This window comes from Specibacter cremeus, from assembly GCF_003946885.1.
GTDB lineage: Bacteria > Actinomycetota > Actinomycetes > Actinomycetales > Micrococcaceae > Specibacter > Specibacter cremeus.
In genome coordinates this window covers 113,684-129,522 of the sequence record NZ_RWKQ01000004.1, presented here as the reverse complement: position 1 = coordinate 129,522, position 15,839 = coordinate 113,684, and the positions used below count along the sequence as shown (strand labels likewise).

At 66.1% G+C, this 15,839-nt stretch carries 18 protein-coding genes; 11 read left to right on the top strand and 7 right to left on the bottom strand.

Annotated features, from left to right (window positions below; genetic code table 11):
- Positions 1 to 113: 113 nt before the first annotated feature.
- The 3 genes from EJC77_RS20880 to EJC77_RS21495 form a co-directional block, all read right to left on the bottom strand.
- Positions 114 to 356 carry a lipopolysaccharide assembly protein LapA domain-containing protein gene (locus EJC77_RS20880; protein WP_240629676.1) on the bottom strand — a complete coding sequence of 81 codons (243 nt, stop codon included), beginning with the start codon at positions 354 to 356 and terminating at the stop codon, positions 114 to 116.
- 134 nt (positions 357 to 490) lie between these two features.
- Positions 491 to 928, bottom strand: coding sequence for a fatty acid desaturase (locus EJC77_RS02620; protein WP_125610020.1), 438 nt, complete (start codon positions 926 to 928; stop codon positions 491 to 493).
- Positions 846 to 1,388, bottom strand: coding sequence for a hypothetical protein (locus tag EJC77_RS21495; RefSeq protein ID WP_420820290.1), 543 nt, complete (start codon positions 1,386 to 1,388; stop codon positions 846 to 848). Before EJC77_RS21495 ends, EJC77_RS02620 begins: the two co-directional genes overlap by 83 nt.
- A 371-nt stretch (positions 1,389 to 1,759) precedes the next feature.
- Here EJC77_RS21495 and EJC77_RS20270 point away from each other — a divergent pair, with 371 nt between their 5' ends.
- From EJC77_RS20270 to EJC77_RS20875, 9 genes are all read left to right on the top strand, one after another.
- Positions 1,760 to 1,984, top strand: coding sequence for a heavy-metal-associated domain-containing protein (locus tag EJC77_RS20270; protein ID WP_164520290.1), 225 nt, complete (start codon positions 1,760 to 1,762; stop codon positions 1,982 to 1,984).
- A 33-nt stretch (positions 1,985 to 2,017) separates the two neighbouring features.
- Positions 2,018 to 4,132: a copper-translocating P-type ATPase gene (locus EJC77_RS02610; RefSeq protein WP_125610018.1), complete on the top strand. Its 2,115-nt coding sequence runs from the start codon at positions 2,018 to 2,020 to the stop codon at positions 4,130 to 4,132.
- Between the two features lie 87 nt (positions 4,133 to 4,219).
- Complete coding sequence (locus tag EJC77_RS02605) at positions 4,220 to 4,717, top strand: hypothetical protein (protein ID WP_125610017.1); 498 nt, start codon at positions 4,220 to 4,222, stop codon at positions 4,715 to 4,717.
- Positions 4,718 to 4,818: 101 nt separating this feature from the next.
- Entirely contained in the window at positions 4,819 to 5,415 is a 597-nt protein-coding gene (locus tag EJC77_RS02600; protein ID WP_240629675.1) for a DUF305 domain-containing protein, read from the top strand.
- 93 nt (positions 5,416 to 5,508) lie between these two features.
- The gene (locus tag EJC77_RS02595; protein WP_125610016.1) at positions 5,509 to 6,387 is read left to right on the top strand and encodes a F510_1955 family glycosylhydrolase; all 879 of its coding nucleotides are present in this window, start codon (positions 5,509 to 5,511) and stop codon (positions 6,385 to 6,387) included.
- A gap of 4 nt (positions 6,388 to 6,391) precedes the next feature.
- Positions 6,392 to 6,946: a cytochrome c biogenesis CcdA family protein gene (locus EJC77_RS02590; protein WP_125610015.1), complete on the top strand. Its 555-nt coding sequence runs from the start codon at positions 6,392 to 6,394 to the stop codon at positions 6,944 to 6,946.
- 27 nt (positions 6,947 to 6,973) lie between these two features.
- A complete protein-coding gene (locus tag EJC77_RS02585; RefSeq protein WP_125610014.1) occupies positions 6,974 to 8,485 on the top strand; it encodes a multicopper oxidase family protein in 1,512 nt (503 codons plus the stop codon).
- A gap of 12 nt (positions 8,486 to 8,497) precedes the next feature.
- On the top strand, positions 8,498 to 9,208 hold the full coding sequence (locus EJC77_RS02580) for a prolipoprotein diacylglyceryl transferase family protein (RefSeq protein WP_125610013.1): 711 nt from the start codon (positions 8,498 to 8,500) through the stop codon (positions 9,206 to 9,208).
- 228 nt (positions 9,209 to 9,436) lie between these two features.
- Positions 9,437 to 9,925 carry a DUF3105 domain-containing protein gene (locus tag EJC77_RS20875; protein WP_240629686.1) on the top strand — a complete coding sequence of 163 codons (489 nt, stop codon included), beginning with the start codon at positions 9,437 to 9,439 and terminating at the stop codon, positions 9,923 to 9,925.
- Here the strand turns inward: EJC77_RS20875 and EJC77_RS02570 are convergent.
- The 4 genes from EJC77_RS02570 to EJC77_RS02555 form a co-directional block, all read right to left on the bottom strand.
- Positions 9,837 to 11,012 (bottom strand): permease, encoded by a 1,176-nt coding sequence (locus EJC77_RS02570; RefSeq protein WP_125610012.1) that lies wholly within the window; start codon positions 11,010 to 11,012, stop codon positions 9,837 to 9,839. The genes EJC77_RS20875 and EJC77_RS02570 overlap by 89 nt on opposite strands.
- 85 nt (positions 11,013 to 11,097) lie before the next feature.
- Complete coding sequence (locus tag EJC77_RS02565; RefSeq protein WP_125610011.1) at positions 11,098 to 13,395, bottom strand: heavy metal translocating P-type ATPase; 2,298 nt, start codon at positions 13,393 to 13,395, stop codon at positions 11,098 to 11,100.
- 32 nt (positions 13,396 to 13,427) lie between these two features.
- Positions 13,428 to 13,649, bottom strand: coding sequence for a heavy-metal-associated domain-containing protein (locus EJC77_RS02560; RefSeq protein ID WP_125610010.1), 222 nt, complete (start codon positions 13,647 to 13,649; stop codon positions 13,428 to 13,430).
- A gap of 33 nt (positions 13,650 to 13,682) precedes the next feature.
- Positions 13,683 to 14,003, bottom strand: a complete 321-nt coding sequence (locus EJC77_RS02555) for a metal-sensitive transcriptional regulator (protein ID WP_205786790.1) — start codon at positions 14,001 to 14,003, stop codon at positions 13,683 to 13,685.
- A gap of 690 nt (positions 14,004 to 14,693) precedes the next feature.
- Between EJC77_RS02555 and EJC77_RS02550 the strand changes: the two genes are divergently transcribed.
- Both EJC77_RS02550 and EJC77_RS02545 read left to right on the top strand, forming a co-directional pair.
- Entirely contained in the window at positions 14,694 to 15,125 is a 432-nt protein-coding gene (locus tag EJC77_RS02550) for a hypothetical protein (protein ID WP_125610008.1), read from the top strand.
- Between the two features lie 99 nt (positions 15,126 to 15,224).
- The gene (locus tag EJC77_RS02545; protein ID WP_125610007.1) at positions 15,225 to 15,413 is read left to right on the top strand and encodes a hypothetical protein; all 189 of its coding nucleotides are present in this window, start codon (positions 15,225 to 15,227) and stop codon (positions 15,411 to 15,413) included.
- Positions 15,414 to 15,839 lie beyond the last annotated feature (426 nt).

The window sequence follows — 15,839 nt, the reverse complement described above, 5'->3', positions numbered from 1 at the left end:
GCCACGACTTCCACGGCGACTGGAATTACACCATCAAATCCGACAAACCAGAATAACACCGTGTTAAATACTGGCAGACCCTACCCGCCAAAGGCAACCGCCCCGGCCGGTGATTAGCCGCGGTGGTGAAGCCGCCAGGTCCTGTGGGTTATCGATCGGAGCTGGATGATCCGTGCCGCACCCGCGGCGGCCACAAGGATGCCTCCGGCCACCGCGGCGATGAACAGGGCCATGCCCAGCGAGACCGTGCCCTCCAAACCGAGAAACTGGATGTTGACGGGTTGCTGGTTCATGAGGATGAAGATGATGAGCAGGACGAGCAGGATCAGCGATGTGACCACGGCAACCCAGACCACCCCTGCCCGGGTAGCCCCGGGTTTCGCCTGGGCGCCCGAACCCCTTATGGCACCCTGCGGGGGATTGCTTTCCGGCCGTGGCGGTACGTCCTCTGGTTGTGGTCGGGGTTCGTCGGGAGACTGTGGGATCGAGGTCATCGTGAGTCCTTTCCGTTCTGCGTGCTGATGCCGGTCGCTTCGTGGATGAAGGTCCGAACCCGGGTGACGGGACCCGGCGGGACCGGAACCGGTAGCAGGCGCGTCACCAGGATCGGGACCTCGATCCACCGGGGGTCAACGCTCCCCTGGCGCGAGGCGGAGGCCTCCGGATGGAAGGCGATGGCCCCGGTGTGGACGTCCGGGTCCATGCCGATCATGTGGGGGTGGGCGTGATGGCGGCTGTGCTTCCGTGTCCACCTGGCGTCGTTGATCCCCACCGGCGCGGGGCCGAGCCGGCGGGCGGACCAGCCATTCGTCCGTAGCGAGGCCAAGATCTGCCGATGCGCCGCTTCATGGGCGACGTAGCCGTCCACAACGTAGGGGGTGCACTGGTGCTGCCGGGAAATTCCGGCGGACGAAGACGTTGCGTCCATGGTGCCTCGGACCAGTCGGGGCGAGTGCGGCTCTCTGCATTCGACACTTCCCGCCTCCCTTCAGAATACGCCCGCGACCCCGGCCGCGCCCGTCGCGGCTGATTTCAAGCGGTTGCAACTGAGTGAACGTGCGAATGACGGAGACCAACTCATTGAGCGTTCCCTTGTTCCCCCGTTCAAGTCCGATCACCATGTCGCGGGTCCGTCCGTGAATGTAGGAGTGGGCGCAGGGCGTCCAAACCGCCGCGCCCTCGCCCTGCGTCAGCCGCAACAGATTGATGTGCCGGACCTCGCCATCAACTCCATCGACGATTGCCTCGTTCAGCGGTACCCGGCGGGTGCTTCGTGGATGGTCGTTGGCGTTGCCGCCTGCCAGCGGGGCGCAATCCGCCTGGCTGTCGTGGACGGCCAAGACCCCGTTGACCACCTCGTTGTACTCGCCGTCGCCGCTGACCCACACGATGAGGGGACGGCCGAACCGGATGCCTGCTGTGAACGGGTGGTACGCGGCCGCAATTGACCCTCGCTACGTCCGTGGACAGCTGCTTGGAGGCCGTTTCGGCCGCACTTCTCCCACCCCACCGTGCGCCGTCGACTGAGCACCCTTGAATTCTATACCCCATGGGGGTATGGTCAAGGTGTTGTCAGTGAAGTAGTTTGTCTCGGCCGATGATCTTCCGGCCGCCACTGCCGTTCAACCCACGACGCACAACTGACCCTCTTTCAAAGGAATCACCTGACATGTGCGGAACCGACACACACGAAAATCTCGATCTGGTCCCTGTTGCTGCGAGCTCATGCGCCTGCTGCTCGACCGAGTCGAAAGCCCCCGTGCCGGCCGGTACTTTCGGCACGGCATATGAGCTGGAGGGACTGACCTGCGGGCATTGCGTCGAGAGCGTCACGACGGCAGTTCGTCCCATGGCGGACGTGGACTCCGCCACCGTTGATCTCGTCGCCGGAGGCACCTCGACCCTGACCGTCTCCGGCTCGGCAACCACGGAGGACATCCGCGCCGCAGTGGCCGCCGCCGGCTACACCGTCACCGGAAGCTAGAAAACCCCGATTCAAACCCGAGAGGGAGGGAACATGGCAGAGCACGGCAACGAACCTGGCCACCACACCATGACAACCGCACCCACCGCAGATCACCAAGGACCGGGCGCCGTCATGGGTCACGGTGGCATGGACCATGACGATCATGCCGTCCACAGCGAGGGCCAGCATGCCGGGCACAGCACCGCCATGTTCAAAAACCGTTTCTGGCTGACCCTGGTGTTGTCGATTCCGGTGGTGTTCTTCAGTCCCATGTTCGGGCACCTGCTCGGATACACCCCGCCGGAGTTCCCGGGCGCGGCCTGGATTGCGCCGCTGGTGGGCACCGTCATCTTCGTCTATGGTGGCCAACCGTTCCTCAAGGGCGGGTGGCAGGAAATCAGGTCCCGGCAACCGGGCATGATGCTGCTAATTTCCATGGCCATCAGCGTGGCGTTCATCGCTTCCTGGGTGACGAGCCTCGGCATCGGCGGCTTCGACCTGGACTTCTGGTGGGAGCTGGCCTTGCTGGTGGTCATCATGCTGCTGGGGCATTGGATCGAGATGCGGGCCCTGGGCTCGGCCCGGGGCGCCCTGGACGCCCTGGCTGCCCTGCTGCCTGATGAGGCGGAGCGCATCGTCAATGGCGGCACGGAGACGGTCAGCGTCGCGGAATTGGCCGCCGGCGATATCGTCCTGGTGCGCTCCGGGGCCCGGATGCCCGCGGACGGTGCCATCACCGACGGATCCGCCGAGGTGGACGAATCGATGATCACCGGTGAATCGCGGACGGTCGCCCGGACGGTCGGCGACGCCGTCGTTGCCGGCACGGTCGCCACGGACAATTCGCTCCGCATCAGGGTCACTGCCGTCGGCGACGATACCGCTCTGGCGGGAATCCAACGCCTGGTGGCCGAGGCACAGGCGTCCACGTCGCGAGCCCAAGCCCTGGCCGACCGTGCCGCGGCATTCCTGTTCTATTTCGCCGCCGGTGCCGGCGTCATCACGTTCATCGTCTGGTCGCTGCTGGGCAGCATCCCCGACGCCGTCACCCGCACGGTGACAGTGCTGGTCATCGCCTGCCCGCACGCGCTGGGCCTGGCCATCCCGCTGGTGATCGCCATCTCCACCGAACGGGCCGCCCGCGCCGGGGTGCTGATCAAGAACCGGATGGCGCTGGAGCGGATGCGCACCATCGACGTCGTCCTGTTCGACAAGACCGGGACCCTGACCAAGGGCGAACCGGCGCTCACCGATGTCGTGGCCATCGAAGGTACGGCGACCGATGATCTGTTGGCCCTCGCCGCCGCCGTTGAATCCGACAGCGAGCACCCGGTGGCCCGCGCCATCGCCGCCGCCGCCCGGCACACGGGTGCACGCGCGCTGACAGCCACCGACTTCCAGTCGATGACCGGTCGCGGGGTCCAGGCGACCGTCGACGGCTCGGCCCTCGCCGTCGGCGGACCAGCACTTCTCACAGAGCTCGGCCTCTCCGAACCGGAGAGCATCAGCGCGGCAACAACGGAATGGAAGGCGCGGGGTGCGTCCGTGCTGCATGTCATCCGGGCTGGGTCCGTGATCGGGGCCGTCGCGTTGGAGGACGAGGTCCGGGATGAGTCCCGCCAGGCAGTCCGGGCCTTGCAGAACCGGGGAATCAAGGTTGCCATGATCACCGGGGACGCCCGCCAGGTCGCCCATGCCGTGGCCACCGAACTGGACATTGACGAGGTCTTCGCCGAGGTCCTGCCCAAGGACAAGGACCAGAAAGTCGCCGAACTGCAGGGCCGCGGGCTGAAGGTGGCCATGGTCGGCGACGGTGTCAACGACGCCCCAGCCCTGGCCCGGGCGGAGGTCGGCATCGCCATCGGTGCCGGGACCGACGTCGCCATGGAATCCGCTGGGGTCGTGCTGGCCGGCAACGACCCACGGGCCGTGTTGTCCATGGTGGATCTCTCCCACGCCAGCTATCGCAAAATGTGGCAGAACCTGATCTGGGCGACCGGCTATAACATCGTTTCCGTCCCGCTGGCCGCCGGGGTGCTGGCGTTTGCCGGGATCGTCCTCTCCCCGGCGGCCGGTGCGGTGCTGATGTCCCTGTCCACGATCGTGGTGGCGTTGAATGCCCAGCTGCTGCGCCGGCTCAAGCTCAACCCGGCCGACGTGCACTGACCGGGTCTGAGCGAGGGCACCAAGTTTTGACCCGTAGACTACACAACGACCCGGCAATCCCGTCCCACCCGCAGAAAGGACCAGCGCATGCTCCCACGCCACATCGTGCCACGTGCGCTACCCATCGTGCGCTGGGGCGTGCTGGCCGCCGTCGTCCTTGGCATCATCGGGGGCATCCTGGGCATGCACGTGCTGGGCGGCGCCCAGGCGGCCCCCATGGCTCCCACGGCCATGAGCGGCGTGGTGTCGACGACGGGCAGCCTCGTTGAGTCCACGCCGGTCGCCGGCCATACCGTCGCCGCGCACGCCGTCTCACCCGACAGCGCGACCGCGGGTCCGGCCACGCCGGATCGAACGGGAGGTCCCACGGTGTGCGGCTGTGCCCCGTCCGGGTGCGGGGCCTCCATGGCCATGCACGGAACCTGCGTCCCCGTGCCCGGTTCCGCCGCCCTGACCATCCCCATCCCCGACGTCCTGGGGCTCGCGTCGACCGACACACCATTGACCAGTGCGTCCGGGCCCAAATCTCTGGACCGCGTTCCCGACGCTCCCTCACTGAATCAGCTCTCGATCAGCCGAACATAAACCGATGACCCGCCTGCCGCATCCCGGCAGGCCCCATCGACGCACCCCCAATCAGGGAGTGCCGGCTATACATCAAGACGCATTAGTGAAGGACCGTACCCTTGAAGAAAATTCTGCCCCTTTCCGCCACCGCCCTCGCCGCCCTCATCGCCCTGGCGGGGTGCTCCACCGGCACCGGCTCCATGCCGGGCATGAACCACGGCGGCTCAACCATCTCCAGCCCCCAGGCACCCGTCACCGGCGGGGAGCACAATTCGGCCGACACGATGTTCGCGCAAATGATGATTCCCCACCACACCCAGGCGGTGCAGATGAGCGACATCATGCTGGCCAAGAGCGGCCTCGATCCCAAGATCACGGCGCTTGCCAAGGACATCAAGGCCGCCCAGGGCCCGGAAATCGCGAAGATGACCGGCTGGCTCACCGGCTGGGCCGAGCCAACCGCCATGGCCGGCAACCACGGCATGAACGGCATGATGACCGGCGCCGACATGGACAAGCTCAGGGCCGCGCAGGGAACCGAGGCGAGCAAGCTCTTCCTCTCCCAGATGATCGCCCATCACGAAGGCGCCGTGGAGATGGCCCAGTCCGAGGTCATCGGCGGCAAAAACGCCGACGCCGTCGCCCTGGCCAAGAGCATCGTGGCCTCCCAGGAAGCCGAGATCAAGGACATGAAGGACCTGCTCGCCACGCTGTAGCGGCCTGGCCCAGTCCTTTTGCGGTGGTGGATCCAAAGATCTTTGGATCCACCACCGCCCATCCTTCCCTTCCCCTGTTACCTGGAGTCCCCTGTGCAATCCCGTATCCCCCTTTACCGTGCCCGCCGATCCGCCGTCGCTGCCATCCTGGCTCTCCCGCTGCTCCTGGCCGGGTGCTCGGCTGCACCGCCAGCCGTTGACCCCGCCTCCGCCGCTGCGGCCCTTGGGCATGTCCACGGCATCACCGTGGACCCTGTCACCACGAAAATCCTGCTGGCCACCCACGACGGCCTCTACGACGCCACCCGGAAGGACGCCGTCAAGATCAGCGACACCATTGACCTGATGGGCTTCACCGCCACGGCCGAGCCCAACGTCTTCTATGCGTCCGGCCACCCCGGCCCGGGGTCGACGCTGCCCAACCCTGTCGGACTGATCCGATCCAAGGACGCCGGCAAAACGTGGGAACCAGTCTCCCGACAGAGCCTATCGGACTTCCACGCCCTCACCGTCAGCGGCAACGGGTTGGTCGCCTTCGACGGGCGGGTTCGCACCAGCACGGACGGGTCGACCTGGGAAACCTCCACTGTCACGTTCGCCCCGGCCGTGCTGGCTGGCAGCCCGGCCAGCACGGTCGTCCTGGCCACCGCCCAAGACGGCCTGCAGCGCTCCACCGACAGTGGCAAAACATGGCAAGCGGTCCCGAACGCCCCGCTCATCCAATTCGCCGCGTTCGCGGCGGTCGTGGATAATGCCCCGACGGAAGCGGTGGGAGTCGCCCCAGATGGCCAAGTGTTTGTCTCCATCGACGCGGGCCTGACGTGGACTGCTTCTGGTCGCATCAGCGGTCAGGTTGAAGCCATCACCGCGATGGAAGGCAGCGCAGGCAAGCCATGGCTCTGGGCCGCCACCACCACCGGTGTCCAGGTCTCCACCGACGGCGGGGCGACCTTCCGCCCGGCCGTGCCATAGTCCGATGAGCCTTGGAGAGTTTTTCGCCACGACGGTCACCTCCGGCGCCCTGCTCATCACCATGCCGCTGGCCCTGATCGCCGGCATCGTCTCGTTCCTCTCGCCGTGCATTCTCCCGCTCGTCCCGGGTTACCTCGGGTACGTCTCCGGACTGACGGACCCAAACCAGCCAAGGAATCACCGCCGCGTCCTGGCCGGAGTCGGGTTGTTTGTGCTGGGCTTCGGGGCCGTGTTCACCCTTTACGGCGCGGCGTTCGGCATCATGGGCCCCACGCTCAGCGCCGTCCTCGCCCTGAGCGTCACCTCCGGCAGCGCCTGGCGCGGGGCCCTGCCGGCCTTCATCTACTGTCTGGGGCTCGGCATCCCCTTCCTCCTGGTCGCCCTGGGACTGGGCTGGGTTTCCCAGATTCTGGGCTTCATCCGCCGGCACATCCGCGTCGTCAACCTTGCCGGGGCCGGCATGCTGATCCTCCTCGGGGTCCTGATGGTCAGCGGTGTGTGGATGCAGTGGATCTACCAGCGGCAAAACCTCTCCGGCTCTTTCCTCACCATCGTCTAATCGCACCTCTTTACGAAGGATTCACTCATGAGCTACCAACTGAACCGACGCTCCTTGCTGGGGCTCTCCGTTGCAACCACAGCCGCGGCTGCCCTGGCCGCCTGCACCCCCGCACCGACCGTCACCAAACAGCGCATCCTGCCGACCGATCCGCTCATCGCCGACTATGAAACCCGGCGGGACGCCACGGGCAAGACTGTCACCAAAACCCTCACCCCGGAACCCTTCTCCACCACCATGGCGGGCAAAAACATCAGCACCTGGGGGTACAACGGATCCCTCGTCGCCCCCACCCTGCGCGGCACGGTCGGCGACCAGCTCAACGTCACCGTCGCCAACAAGCTCCCCGAATCCACCAGCATCCACTGGCACGGCCTGGCCCTGCGCAACAACGCCGACGGCGTCCCGGGCCTCACCCAGGAGGCGATCGGGGCCGGCAAGGACTACCCCTACAGCTTCAAGCTGCCCCACCCGGGCACGTATTGGTACCACTCGCACGTGGAGATGCAGCGCGAACGCGCCCTCTACGGGGCCCTGATCATCGACGACCCCCGGGAACCCTTGAAGTACGACAAGGAGTGGATCATCGTCCTGGACGACTGGCTCGACGGTCTCACCGGCGCCCCGGATGAGGTCCTGAAGGAGCTCTCCAAGGGCATGGGCGGCATGAATCACGGCGGTGGCGGCGGCGGGATGGTCATGGGACACATGCTCATGGGCGCCAGCAGCGACTTCCTGGGCGGGGACGCCGGAGACGTCGCCTACCCAATGCACCTCTTCAACGGCCGGGACTCGGGGAACCCGGAGATCATCACGGCCAAGCCCGGTGAACGGATCCGGCTGCGGATCATCAATGCCGCCGGCGACACCGCCTACCGGCTCGGTGTCCCGAATCAGCAACTCACCCTGACCCACACCGATGGCTTCCCCATCCAGCACACCGAGGTGGACGCCGTCGTGCTGAGCATGGGCGAACGCATCGACGCGCTCCTGACCGTCCGGGACGGCTACACTCCCGTCGTCGCCCTGGCCGAGGGCAAGGCACAGATGACCTACGGGCTGGTCTCCACCGGCACCGGAACCGCGCCGTTGATGGCCAGTCTCCCGAAGACTTTGGCGGGCAAGGTGGTCGACGGCGGCCAGCTCACCGCCGACCCGTCCGTGACCCTGGCGGCCAAGACACCGGACCGGGTCCACGAGCTGCGCCTGACCGGTGGGATGGCGAACTACGACTGGGGGATCAACGGCCACCGCTTCGACATGGCCAAACCGTTCGAGAACGCCGTCGACATTAAGGTCGGTGAGCGGGTGGAGGTGAAGTTCGTCAACGACACCATGATGTGGCATCCGATGCACATCCACGGCCACACCTTCCAGGTCGGGGCCACCGGGGCGCGCAAGGACACCGTCATTGTCCGGCCCAAGCAGATCGTCACGGTCCAGTTCGATGCCGACAATCCGGGCCAGTGGCTCTTCCACTGCCACAACGCTTACCATGCCGAACGCGGCATGATGGGCGTCTTCTCCTACCTCACATAAGGGCCGACCACCATGAATCCAGCCACACTGACCCCTTTTCTCATCCCTTCACCCACCATCAGCGCCTTCCAACTCGGGCCGCTGACCATCCGGTTCTACGCCCTGAAAATCTGGGACGGTGGGCTCGGCATTTGGGGTGCCATCGCCCTGGGCCTGGTGGGCGCCTACATTGGCTGCCGCCGCCACCACGTCCCGTTCGCGACCCTGATCGACGCGGCGGCTCCCGGGTTGCTGATAGCCCAGGGGTTGGGCCGTTGGGGGAACTGGTTCAACAACGAACTCTATGGTGACCCGACCACGGTGCCGTGGAAGTTGCAGATCCACCAGATGGACTTCGCCACCGGCCACGCCCTCACCGACAGTGCCGGCGCCCCGGTCGTCCTGGGCTACTTCCAGCCGACGTTCTTGTACGAATCCCTGTGGTGCCTGGCCGCCGCCGCGCTCCTGCTGCTCTTTGACCGCAAATACCGGCTCGGCGCCGGGTCCGTCTTCGCCCTCTATGCCGTCCTGTACACGGCGGGCCGGTTCGTGTTCGAACTGCTGCGCTCCGACTATGCCAACACCATCCTGGGGTTGCGGGTGAACACCTGGGTCTCGGGACTGCTGCTGCTCGCCGGTGCCGCCGCGTTCCTGGCCCTGCGGTCCCGGGATCGGTCCCACGTACGGCCGGGGCCGAACGACGCCCAACCGCCAGCATCGTCCATGAAAGGAAGCGCCGAATGAGCAACACGAAAGACCGCCGAGCGGAACGCCAGGCCGGCATCGATGCCGTCTATGCCCAGCACCGGGTCAATCCAAGCACGTAACGTGACGGACGAGGCGGCCAAGAAGCCCATCGCCGGGGTCAAGACCTACCCGAACCTCACCCGCAACCACGTCCAAACCCCGGTGGCCTACCCGCAGTAGCCCGGCGTCGGCGGCGACCACTCCCCGACCTGGACCAACTGCGGCATCTACACCAACCCCGTTAATGAGGAGCGGGCCGTGCATTCCCTCGAACACGGGGCCGTGTGGATCAGCCACAAGCCGGATCTCTCCCCGGCGGACCTGGGCAGGTTGACGGGTCTGGCCACGGGCAAGCCCTATGTCCTGCTCAGTCCCAACCCGGACCAGTTGGCGCCGGTGACAGCGACGGCGTGGGGCACGCAGCTGGAGATTCCCAACGCCGGGACTCACGGCTGCCCGTCTTCATCAAGGCCTACGTCCAAGGGCCACAAACCCCCGAACCCGGGGCCGCGTGCTCCGGCGGCGTCAATGGATAACCGGCTCCGGCCGAGCGCGGCCTTGAGTGAACCACTCACGGGTGCCCCCACATGTTCACACGACGGGCGGGGCAGGAACACAACGTATCTTACCCGTGGCCGCCGTGCCCCGGTCCGTCGATGGCGGCCGGGCCGCCGCCCATCATTTTCAGCATCGCCGCCCCGCCGGTACGGATGAAGCGGGTGAGGAGAAAGGCGCCCAGGACGAGGAAGGCGATGTTGAGCCAGGTGGTGTAGTTCCAGGTGATGGAGGACTGAAGGACCGTGGCGTTACGTTCTGCCGGGACCAGTCCGAGCGGAGTGAAAACCACATCAACCACGTAGCCGGCGGCGACCATCGCGAGATAGAAAATGCCGACGATCCTCAGGGCGGCCTTGAGACCATAGTATTTCCGGTAGATCAGGATGATCGGGATGATGATCAGGTCGGCGAAGAGGAAGCTGACCACGCCGCCGAAGCTGATTCCGCCGTTCCACAGCACGGCCGCCAAGGGCACGTTCCCAACCGAACAGACGAAGCTGACCATGGCCAGGACGGGCCCGATGATGGGACCCCAGACGGTGGAGGCGACCGGGTTGCCGGTGAAGAACAGGGCCTGCAACCAGGACTGAGGCACCCAGGCCGCGAACGCGCCGGCGATCAGGAGTCCCCCGACGATGTCCTTCCAAACGGAGGCCCAGTCCATCACGAAGTACTGGGCAACGGCTGTCAGGCCGTTCCGGGACAGCAGCCGCTGCCAGAAACCGCCCTCCCCACGGACGGACATGTCCATGGCCGCGTGGCCTTCCATGGAGCCCGCCAGGCCTTTGTCGGCTTGCTGGCGGGCAGCGTCGAGGATGCGTCCGCGCATCCACCACCGGAAGCCGAGCGCGACGGCGATGATCATCACGGGTCCGCCGACGAATTCGGCAAGGGTGAACTGCCAGCCCATCAGCAGGGCCAAGATGATGCCCAATTCGATGACGAGATTGGTGGAGGCTATTTCGAAGGCCATCGCGGCGGTGAAATGCGCGCCCTTGCGGAACAGCGACCGTGCCAGGGCCACCGCGGCGTACGAGCACGAAGAGGACGCCGCACCCAGCCCGGTTGCCGCAGCGAGAGAGCGGGGCGAGTCATCGGACATCAACGCCGTGATCTGCTCCTTGCGGACAACAGCCTGGATGACCCCCGAGAGGGCGAACCCCAGGATCAGCGGCCACAGGATTTCCCATCCCATGGCCCCGGCCATTGCCAGGGCCTTACCCAGTTGCTCGAGAACGTTCATGGTGGCTCCCTCGGGTGGTTCGGTGGGTCAGCGGCGACGCTTTCCCGGCGCCCGGCCGGACCGACGGCGTCGGGTGAGGGCGCCACTACCGGCCGAAGCGGCGCAACCGGAGCGAATTCGCGACGACCAGCACCGAGCTGGCGGCCATCGCGGCCCCGGCGATCATCGGGTTCAACAGACCCAGTGCGGCGACGGGGATGCCGATGGCGTTGTAGAAGAAGGCCCAGAACAGGTTCGTCTTGATCGTGGCCAGGGTTTTGCGGGAGAGTTCGATGGCCGTGGCCACCTGGCCCAGGTCGTTGCCCATCACCGTCAAATCGGCGGCCTCGATGGCCACGTCCGTGCCGGAGCCCATGGCGACGCCCAAATCGGCCTGGGCCAGGGCGGCGGCGTCGTTGACGCCGTCGCCGGCCATCGCGACCGTGGCGCCCTCGCGCTGTAGCCGCTTGACGGCGTCGACCTTCCCCTCCGGCAAAACGTCCGCGAAGACGTCGGCCGGATCGATGCCGACGGCGGCGGCGACCTGGGCGGCGACGGCGGCGTTGTCGCCGGTGAGCAGGATGGGACGCAGGCCCAGGGACTTGAACCGGGCGATGGCCCGGGCCGAGCCGTCCTTGATCGTGTCTTCAAGGCTGATGATGCCCTGAATGGTGCCATCCACGGCGACCCAGATGGCCGTCGCCCCGGACTGCTGCTCATTGCGCAGTGCGTCGTGCTGGGCGTCGGTGGGGTGGATGCCGTTCTCGGCCAGCCAGCCGGCCCGGCCGGCCACCACTGTGTGTCCATTGACGGTGCCGCGGACGCCGCCGCCGGGGGCGGAGTCGAAGTCGGTCACCGTGCCGATGCTTCCAGCCGCCTTTGCCGCGGCGGCGATGGCGTGGGCGATAGGATGCTCGCTGGCCGCCTCGACGGATCCGGCCAGGCGCAAGACTTCGGTTTCGCCGAGGCTTCCGAGGGCGACGGTGCGGGAGACGGAGAGTTTGCCGCTGGTGATGGTCCCGGTCTTGTCCAGCAGGATGGTGTCGACGGTGCGGGTGTCTTCGAGGACCTGGGGACCCTTGATGAGGATGCCCAGCTGGGCCCCGCGGCCGGTGCCCGTCAGCAGACCCACCGGGGTTGCCAACCCGAGCGCGCAGGGGCAGGCGATGACCAGCACCGCGACGGCGGCCGTAAACGCGCCCTGGATTTCGGCAGGCTCAATCACCGGGCCGCCGAAGACGAGCCACAGGATGAACGTCAGGACTGCCAGACCGAGGACGATGGGGACGAACACGGCGCTGATCCGGTCCGCCAGCCGGGCGATCGGTGCCTTGCCGGATTGGGCCTGGCTGACGAGGCGGCCCATCTGCGCCAGCGTCGTTTCACTGCCCACCCGGGTCGCCTTGACGAGCAGCCGGCCGGACGTGTTGACCGTGGCGCCGGTGACCGTGTCATCCACGGCCACGTCCACCGGCAGTGATTCGCCGGTGATCAGTGACGCGTCGATGGCGGAGCGGCCCTCGACCACGAAACCGTCGGTGGCGATCTTCTCCCCCGGCCGGACCACGAACACGTCACCGGCCACCAGCTGGTCGGCCGGGATCTTGACCTCGGTGCCGTCCCGGAGCACCGTGGCGTCCTTCGCCCCGAGGCTGAGGAGGGCCTTGAGGGCGTCGCCGGCCTTCGCCTTGGCGTTGGCTTCCAGGTAACGGCCCAGCAGCAGGAACGTCGTGACGACGGAGGCCACCTCGAAATACAGGTCCGCGTGTCCTCCCATCCCCGGGCGCGCCGTCATCGCCGGATCGGCCGCCAGCATGACGGCGGAGAACAGGTAGGCCGCGGCCACGCCCAGGGATACCAGGGTGTCCATGGTGGAGGCGAGGTGGCGGGCATTGACGGCTGCGGCGCGGTGGAACGGCCACGCCGACCAGGTCACCACGGGCAACGCCAGGATGCCGACCGCCCAGCCCCAGTTGGGGAACTGCAGCGCGGGGAACATGGAGATCAGGAACACCGGGATGCTGAGGACGCCCGCCAGGATCAGCCGCGGGCGCAGCTGTGCTGCCGTGCCGCCATGGGTCATGTGATCGTGCTGGCCATCGGTGGCCGACTCGCCGAGCCCGTCGCCTACCGGGACCGCACTGTGGTCGCGGGCTGCGGGTGCGGTCTTCAGCCGTGCGGTGTACCCGGTCGCGTTGACGGTGTCGATGATTTGCTGGTCCGTGATGCCCTCAGGGACCGTGACCTGGGCTGACTCCAGCGGCAGGTTGACCGCGGCCTGGACGCCGTCGAGCTTGCCGAGTTTGCGCTCCACCCGGCCAACACAGGAGGCACACGTCATGCCCTCGATGTCGAGTTCGATCACCCGGGTCAGTGGCTGGTGGAGTAGTTCTTCGGTGCTCATGGGGTGCAATCCTTCGCTGGTCCTGGGGGTGCCTACGCGTCGTTGGAGACGACGAGGTAGCCTGCTTCCGCGACGGCCTCGCCGATTTCCTCGGGCGAGAGCGTCAGGTGGGAGGTCACGGTCGCGGTGGAGATCCCCCCGGCATTGAGGTCAATGCTGACGTCCTCGACGCCCTTGAGGGACTTGAGTTCTTCCGTGACCGCGGACACGCAGTGGCCGCAGGTCATGCCGGAAATGCTGATGGTGGTGTTCATGGATTCCGTTCCTTGTTCTCTTGGCGTCGGGGTCTATCGCAGCAGCCGGCCGATGGCGTCGGTGGCTTCCTTGACCTTGGCCTGGACGATGGCGGGGTTGCCGGTCGATTCAGATTCGTGCGCCGCGCCGACAACGCAGTGCGCAATGTGGTCCTCGACCAGCCCGAGGCTGACCGCGTGCAATGCCTTGTTGACGGCGGCCACCTGGGTGAGGATGTCAATGCAGTACTTGTCCTCATCGACCATCCGCGCGATGCCGCGCACCTGCCCCTCAACCCTCTTCAGCCTGCGCAGGTAGGCGGCCTTGTCCGTGGTGTAACCGTGGTTGATGTGTTCATCGGGAAGTTCACTCATCATGAGCCCTTCTGTTGTGCCTAAACCGAACATATACCCCTGCAGGGTATGAGTCAAGTACCCCCTAGGGGTATTTACGAGGGGCGCAGTCGTCCCTCGGCCAGCACAAGGCCGGGATGACACCAAAACAGCGTCACGGCGGGGCGCCGACGCTTCACCGAATCTGGCCGCACAGGGGCCCTTCACAACGACGCGTGCCTTCTTTTTCCATCCAGGCCCGGTGTAAGCGGCTCACTCCGATGATCGGACACTCGGCACTGCGCAATTCGCCACCCCGACAACAGCGCGCGCCGATCCCACTCATGCCGGAACTTGCCGGGCCAAATGAACAGGGTGAACGGGCAAACCGGCACCGACCACCGGCCCAGACAGGAGCAGCCACCGACACAGTCCCAAACCGGCACCGGATAGCCATCCAGTCCGCCGCACACATGTGTTCCCATGGGAACAGGTGGTTAAGCGTTTGAAACGCAGAGCCAGATCTGTCCGCATCATCGACGGCCAACAACCCAGCGCATCCAGTGTCGGCCTCTACCGCACAGTCAAACGGACCGCGCTTGGCCGTCGGAGGTCGACACCACGTCCTGTCCAACCCATAAGTTAAGGGCCCTGCAGTGAAGACCGCAGAGCCCCTAACCAAATATGTAACGGAGAGACCTGCCTCCGCCTTCACGTAAAGTCTATCTGACCATGATGGATTCGAACCAGTCGCCGCCGATGCGCCCCGTCGAGGAGGCGTTGGCGTCGTACATTTCCGCGCCACGGTTGGCCCCGTATGTGGCAGCGTCTGGCGGCAACCGCCGCCAAGCCATCCAGCTGTATCAGTGGAATATCAGTCTCTCCGGGGCCGTCTACGAGGCCCTGCATCTTTTCGAGATCGTCTTGCGAAACGCCATGGACAAGGAACTCTGCCGTTGGAACGCGCAGCAAACCAACCGAACCACCGGAACGGCACACGGCGAAGACTGGCTCATGGACCCATCCCATCTATTGCAGCGTCTCACCCGGGGCGGCCAAGACATCGAGGCGGCCAAGGCCCGGGCCCACAGCGCGACTCGACGGCGTCGCAACCAACCGACGACCCACGCCGACGTTCTGGCGCAATTGAGCTTCGGTACCTGACGCTTTCTGCTCCCCGACAAGGATCCCGGCCGACAGCGTCTCTGGGCCGACGCCCTCATCCATGCCTTCCCGCGCCTGGCCCGCCCCGCACGCGAACTCGTGGACGACGTCGCCGGCATTTACCAGCTTCGCAACAGGATCGCGCACCTCGAGCCGCTCCTGAGAACGAGCAACGTCCGCATCCAGTACAACAACATGCGCGACATCCTCACCGAGATCAACCCACACCTCGAGCAATGGTTCACCTCGACTCAGCGCATCACCACCGTACTGAAATCACGCCCCTGACCAGCTCCACCATCCTCATACGAGGCATCCGGCAAGGAAGCGAACCGGCAATGGCGACCCGGGATGTCCCCGGCGATGGTGGCAAGCAACGGCGACGACGATCCGTGCTCCAAGAAACCCGAGATCAGGAGCGACCGGTGTGAGACAAGCCATCCCTGACCCGTCGGAGACGGTGCATACCCTTGAAGGAAACCTGCAGACGGGGAGACCATGACCAACACGCTTCGCATCGACGTCATGTCATTCGAAGCACCATGCGAGAACTGCTCGGTCCCAATGTGGTGGATCTTCGGGCTACTGCCGTCCTGCAACCCACGCGCGGAGGAGTTCACGACAACAGACTTCGGAGGGTCAGTGGACCTCGCACGATCAATCCTGGCCGGCCCGAACATCTACGCCATCGGTCTCGCGATTCAGCTGGGTGCC

Bases quoted from the DNA above. Each gene is read 5' to 3' on its own strand.
- EJC77_RS02610 (WP_125610018.1), top strand. From the start codon at position 2,018: ATGGCAGAGCACGGCAACGAACCTGGCCACCACACCATGACAACCGCA.
- EJC77_RS02555 (WP_205786790.1), bottom strand. From the start codon at position 14,003: ATGAGTGAACTTCCCGATGAACACATCAACCACGGTTACACCACGGAC.
- EJC77_RS02585 (WP_125610014.1), top strand. From the start codon at position 6,974: ATGAGCTACCAACTGAACCGACGCTCCTTGCTGGGGCTCTCCGTTGCA.
- EJC77_RS02605 (WP_125610017.1), top strand. From the start codon at position 4,220: ATGCTCCCACGCCACATCGTGCCACGTGCGCTACCCATCGTGCGCTGG.
- EJC77_RS02560 (WP_125610010.1), bottom strand. From the start codon at position 13,649: ATGAACACCACCATCAGCATTTCCGGCATGACCTGCGGCCACTGCGTG.
- EJC77_RS02565 (WP_125610011.1), bottom strand. From the start codon at position 13,395: ATGAGCACCGAAGAACTACTCCACCAGCCACTGACCCGGGTGATCGAA.
- EJC77_RS02550 (WP_125610008.1), top strand. From the start codon at position 14,694: ATGATGGATTCGAACCAGTCGCCGCCGATGCGCCCCGTCGAGGAGGCG.
- EJC77_RS02590 (WP_125610015.1), top strand. From the start codon at position 6,392: ATGAGCCTTGGAGAGTTTTTCGCCACGACGGTCACCTCCGGCGCCCTG.
- EJC77_RS02620 (WP_125610020.1), bottom strand. From the start codon at position 928: ATGGACGCAACGTCTTCGTCCGCCGGAATTTCCCGGCAGCACCAGTGC.
- EJC77_RS02580 (WP_125610013.1), top strand. From the start codon at position 8,498: ATGAATCCAGCCACACTGACCCCTTTTCTCATCCCTTCACCCACCATC.
- EJC77_RS02570 (WP_125610012.1), bottom strand. From the start codon at position 11,012: ATGAACGTTCTCGAGCAACTGGGTAAGGCCCTGGCAATGGCCGGGGCC.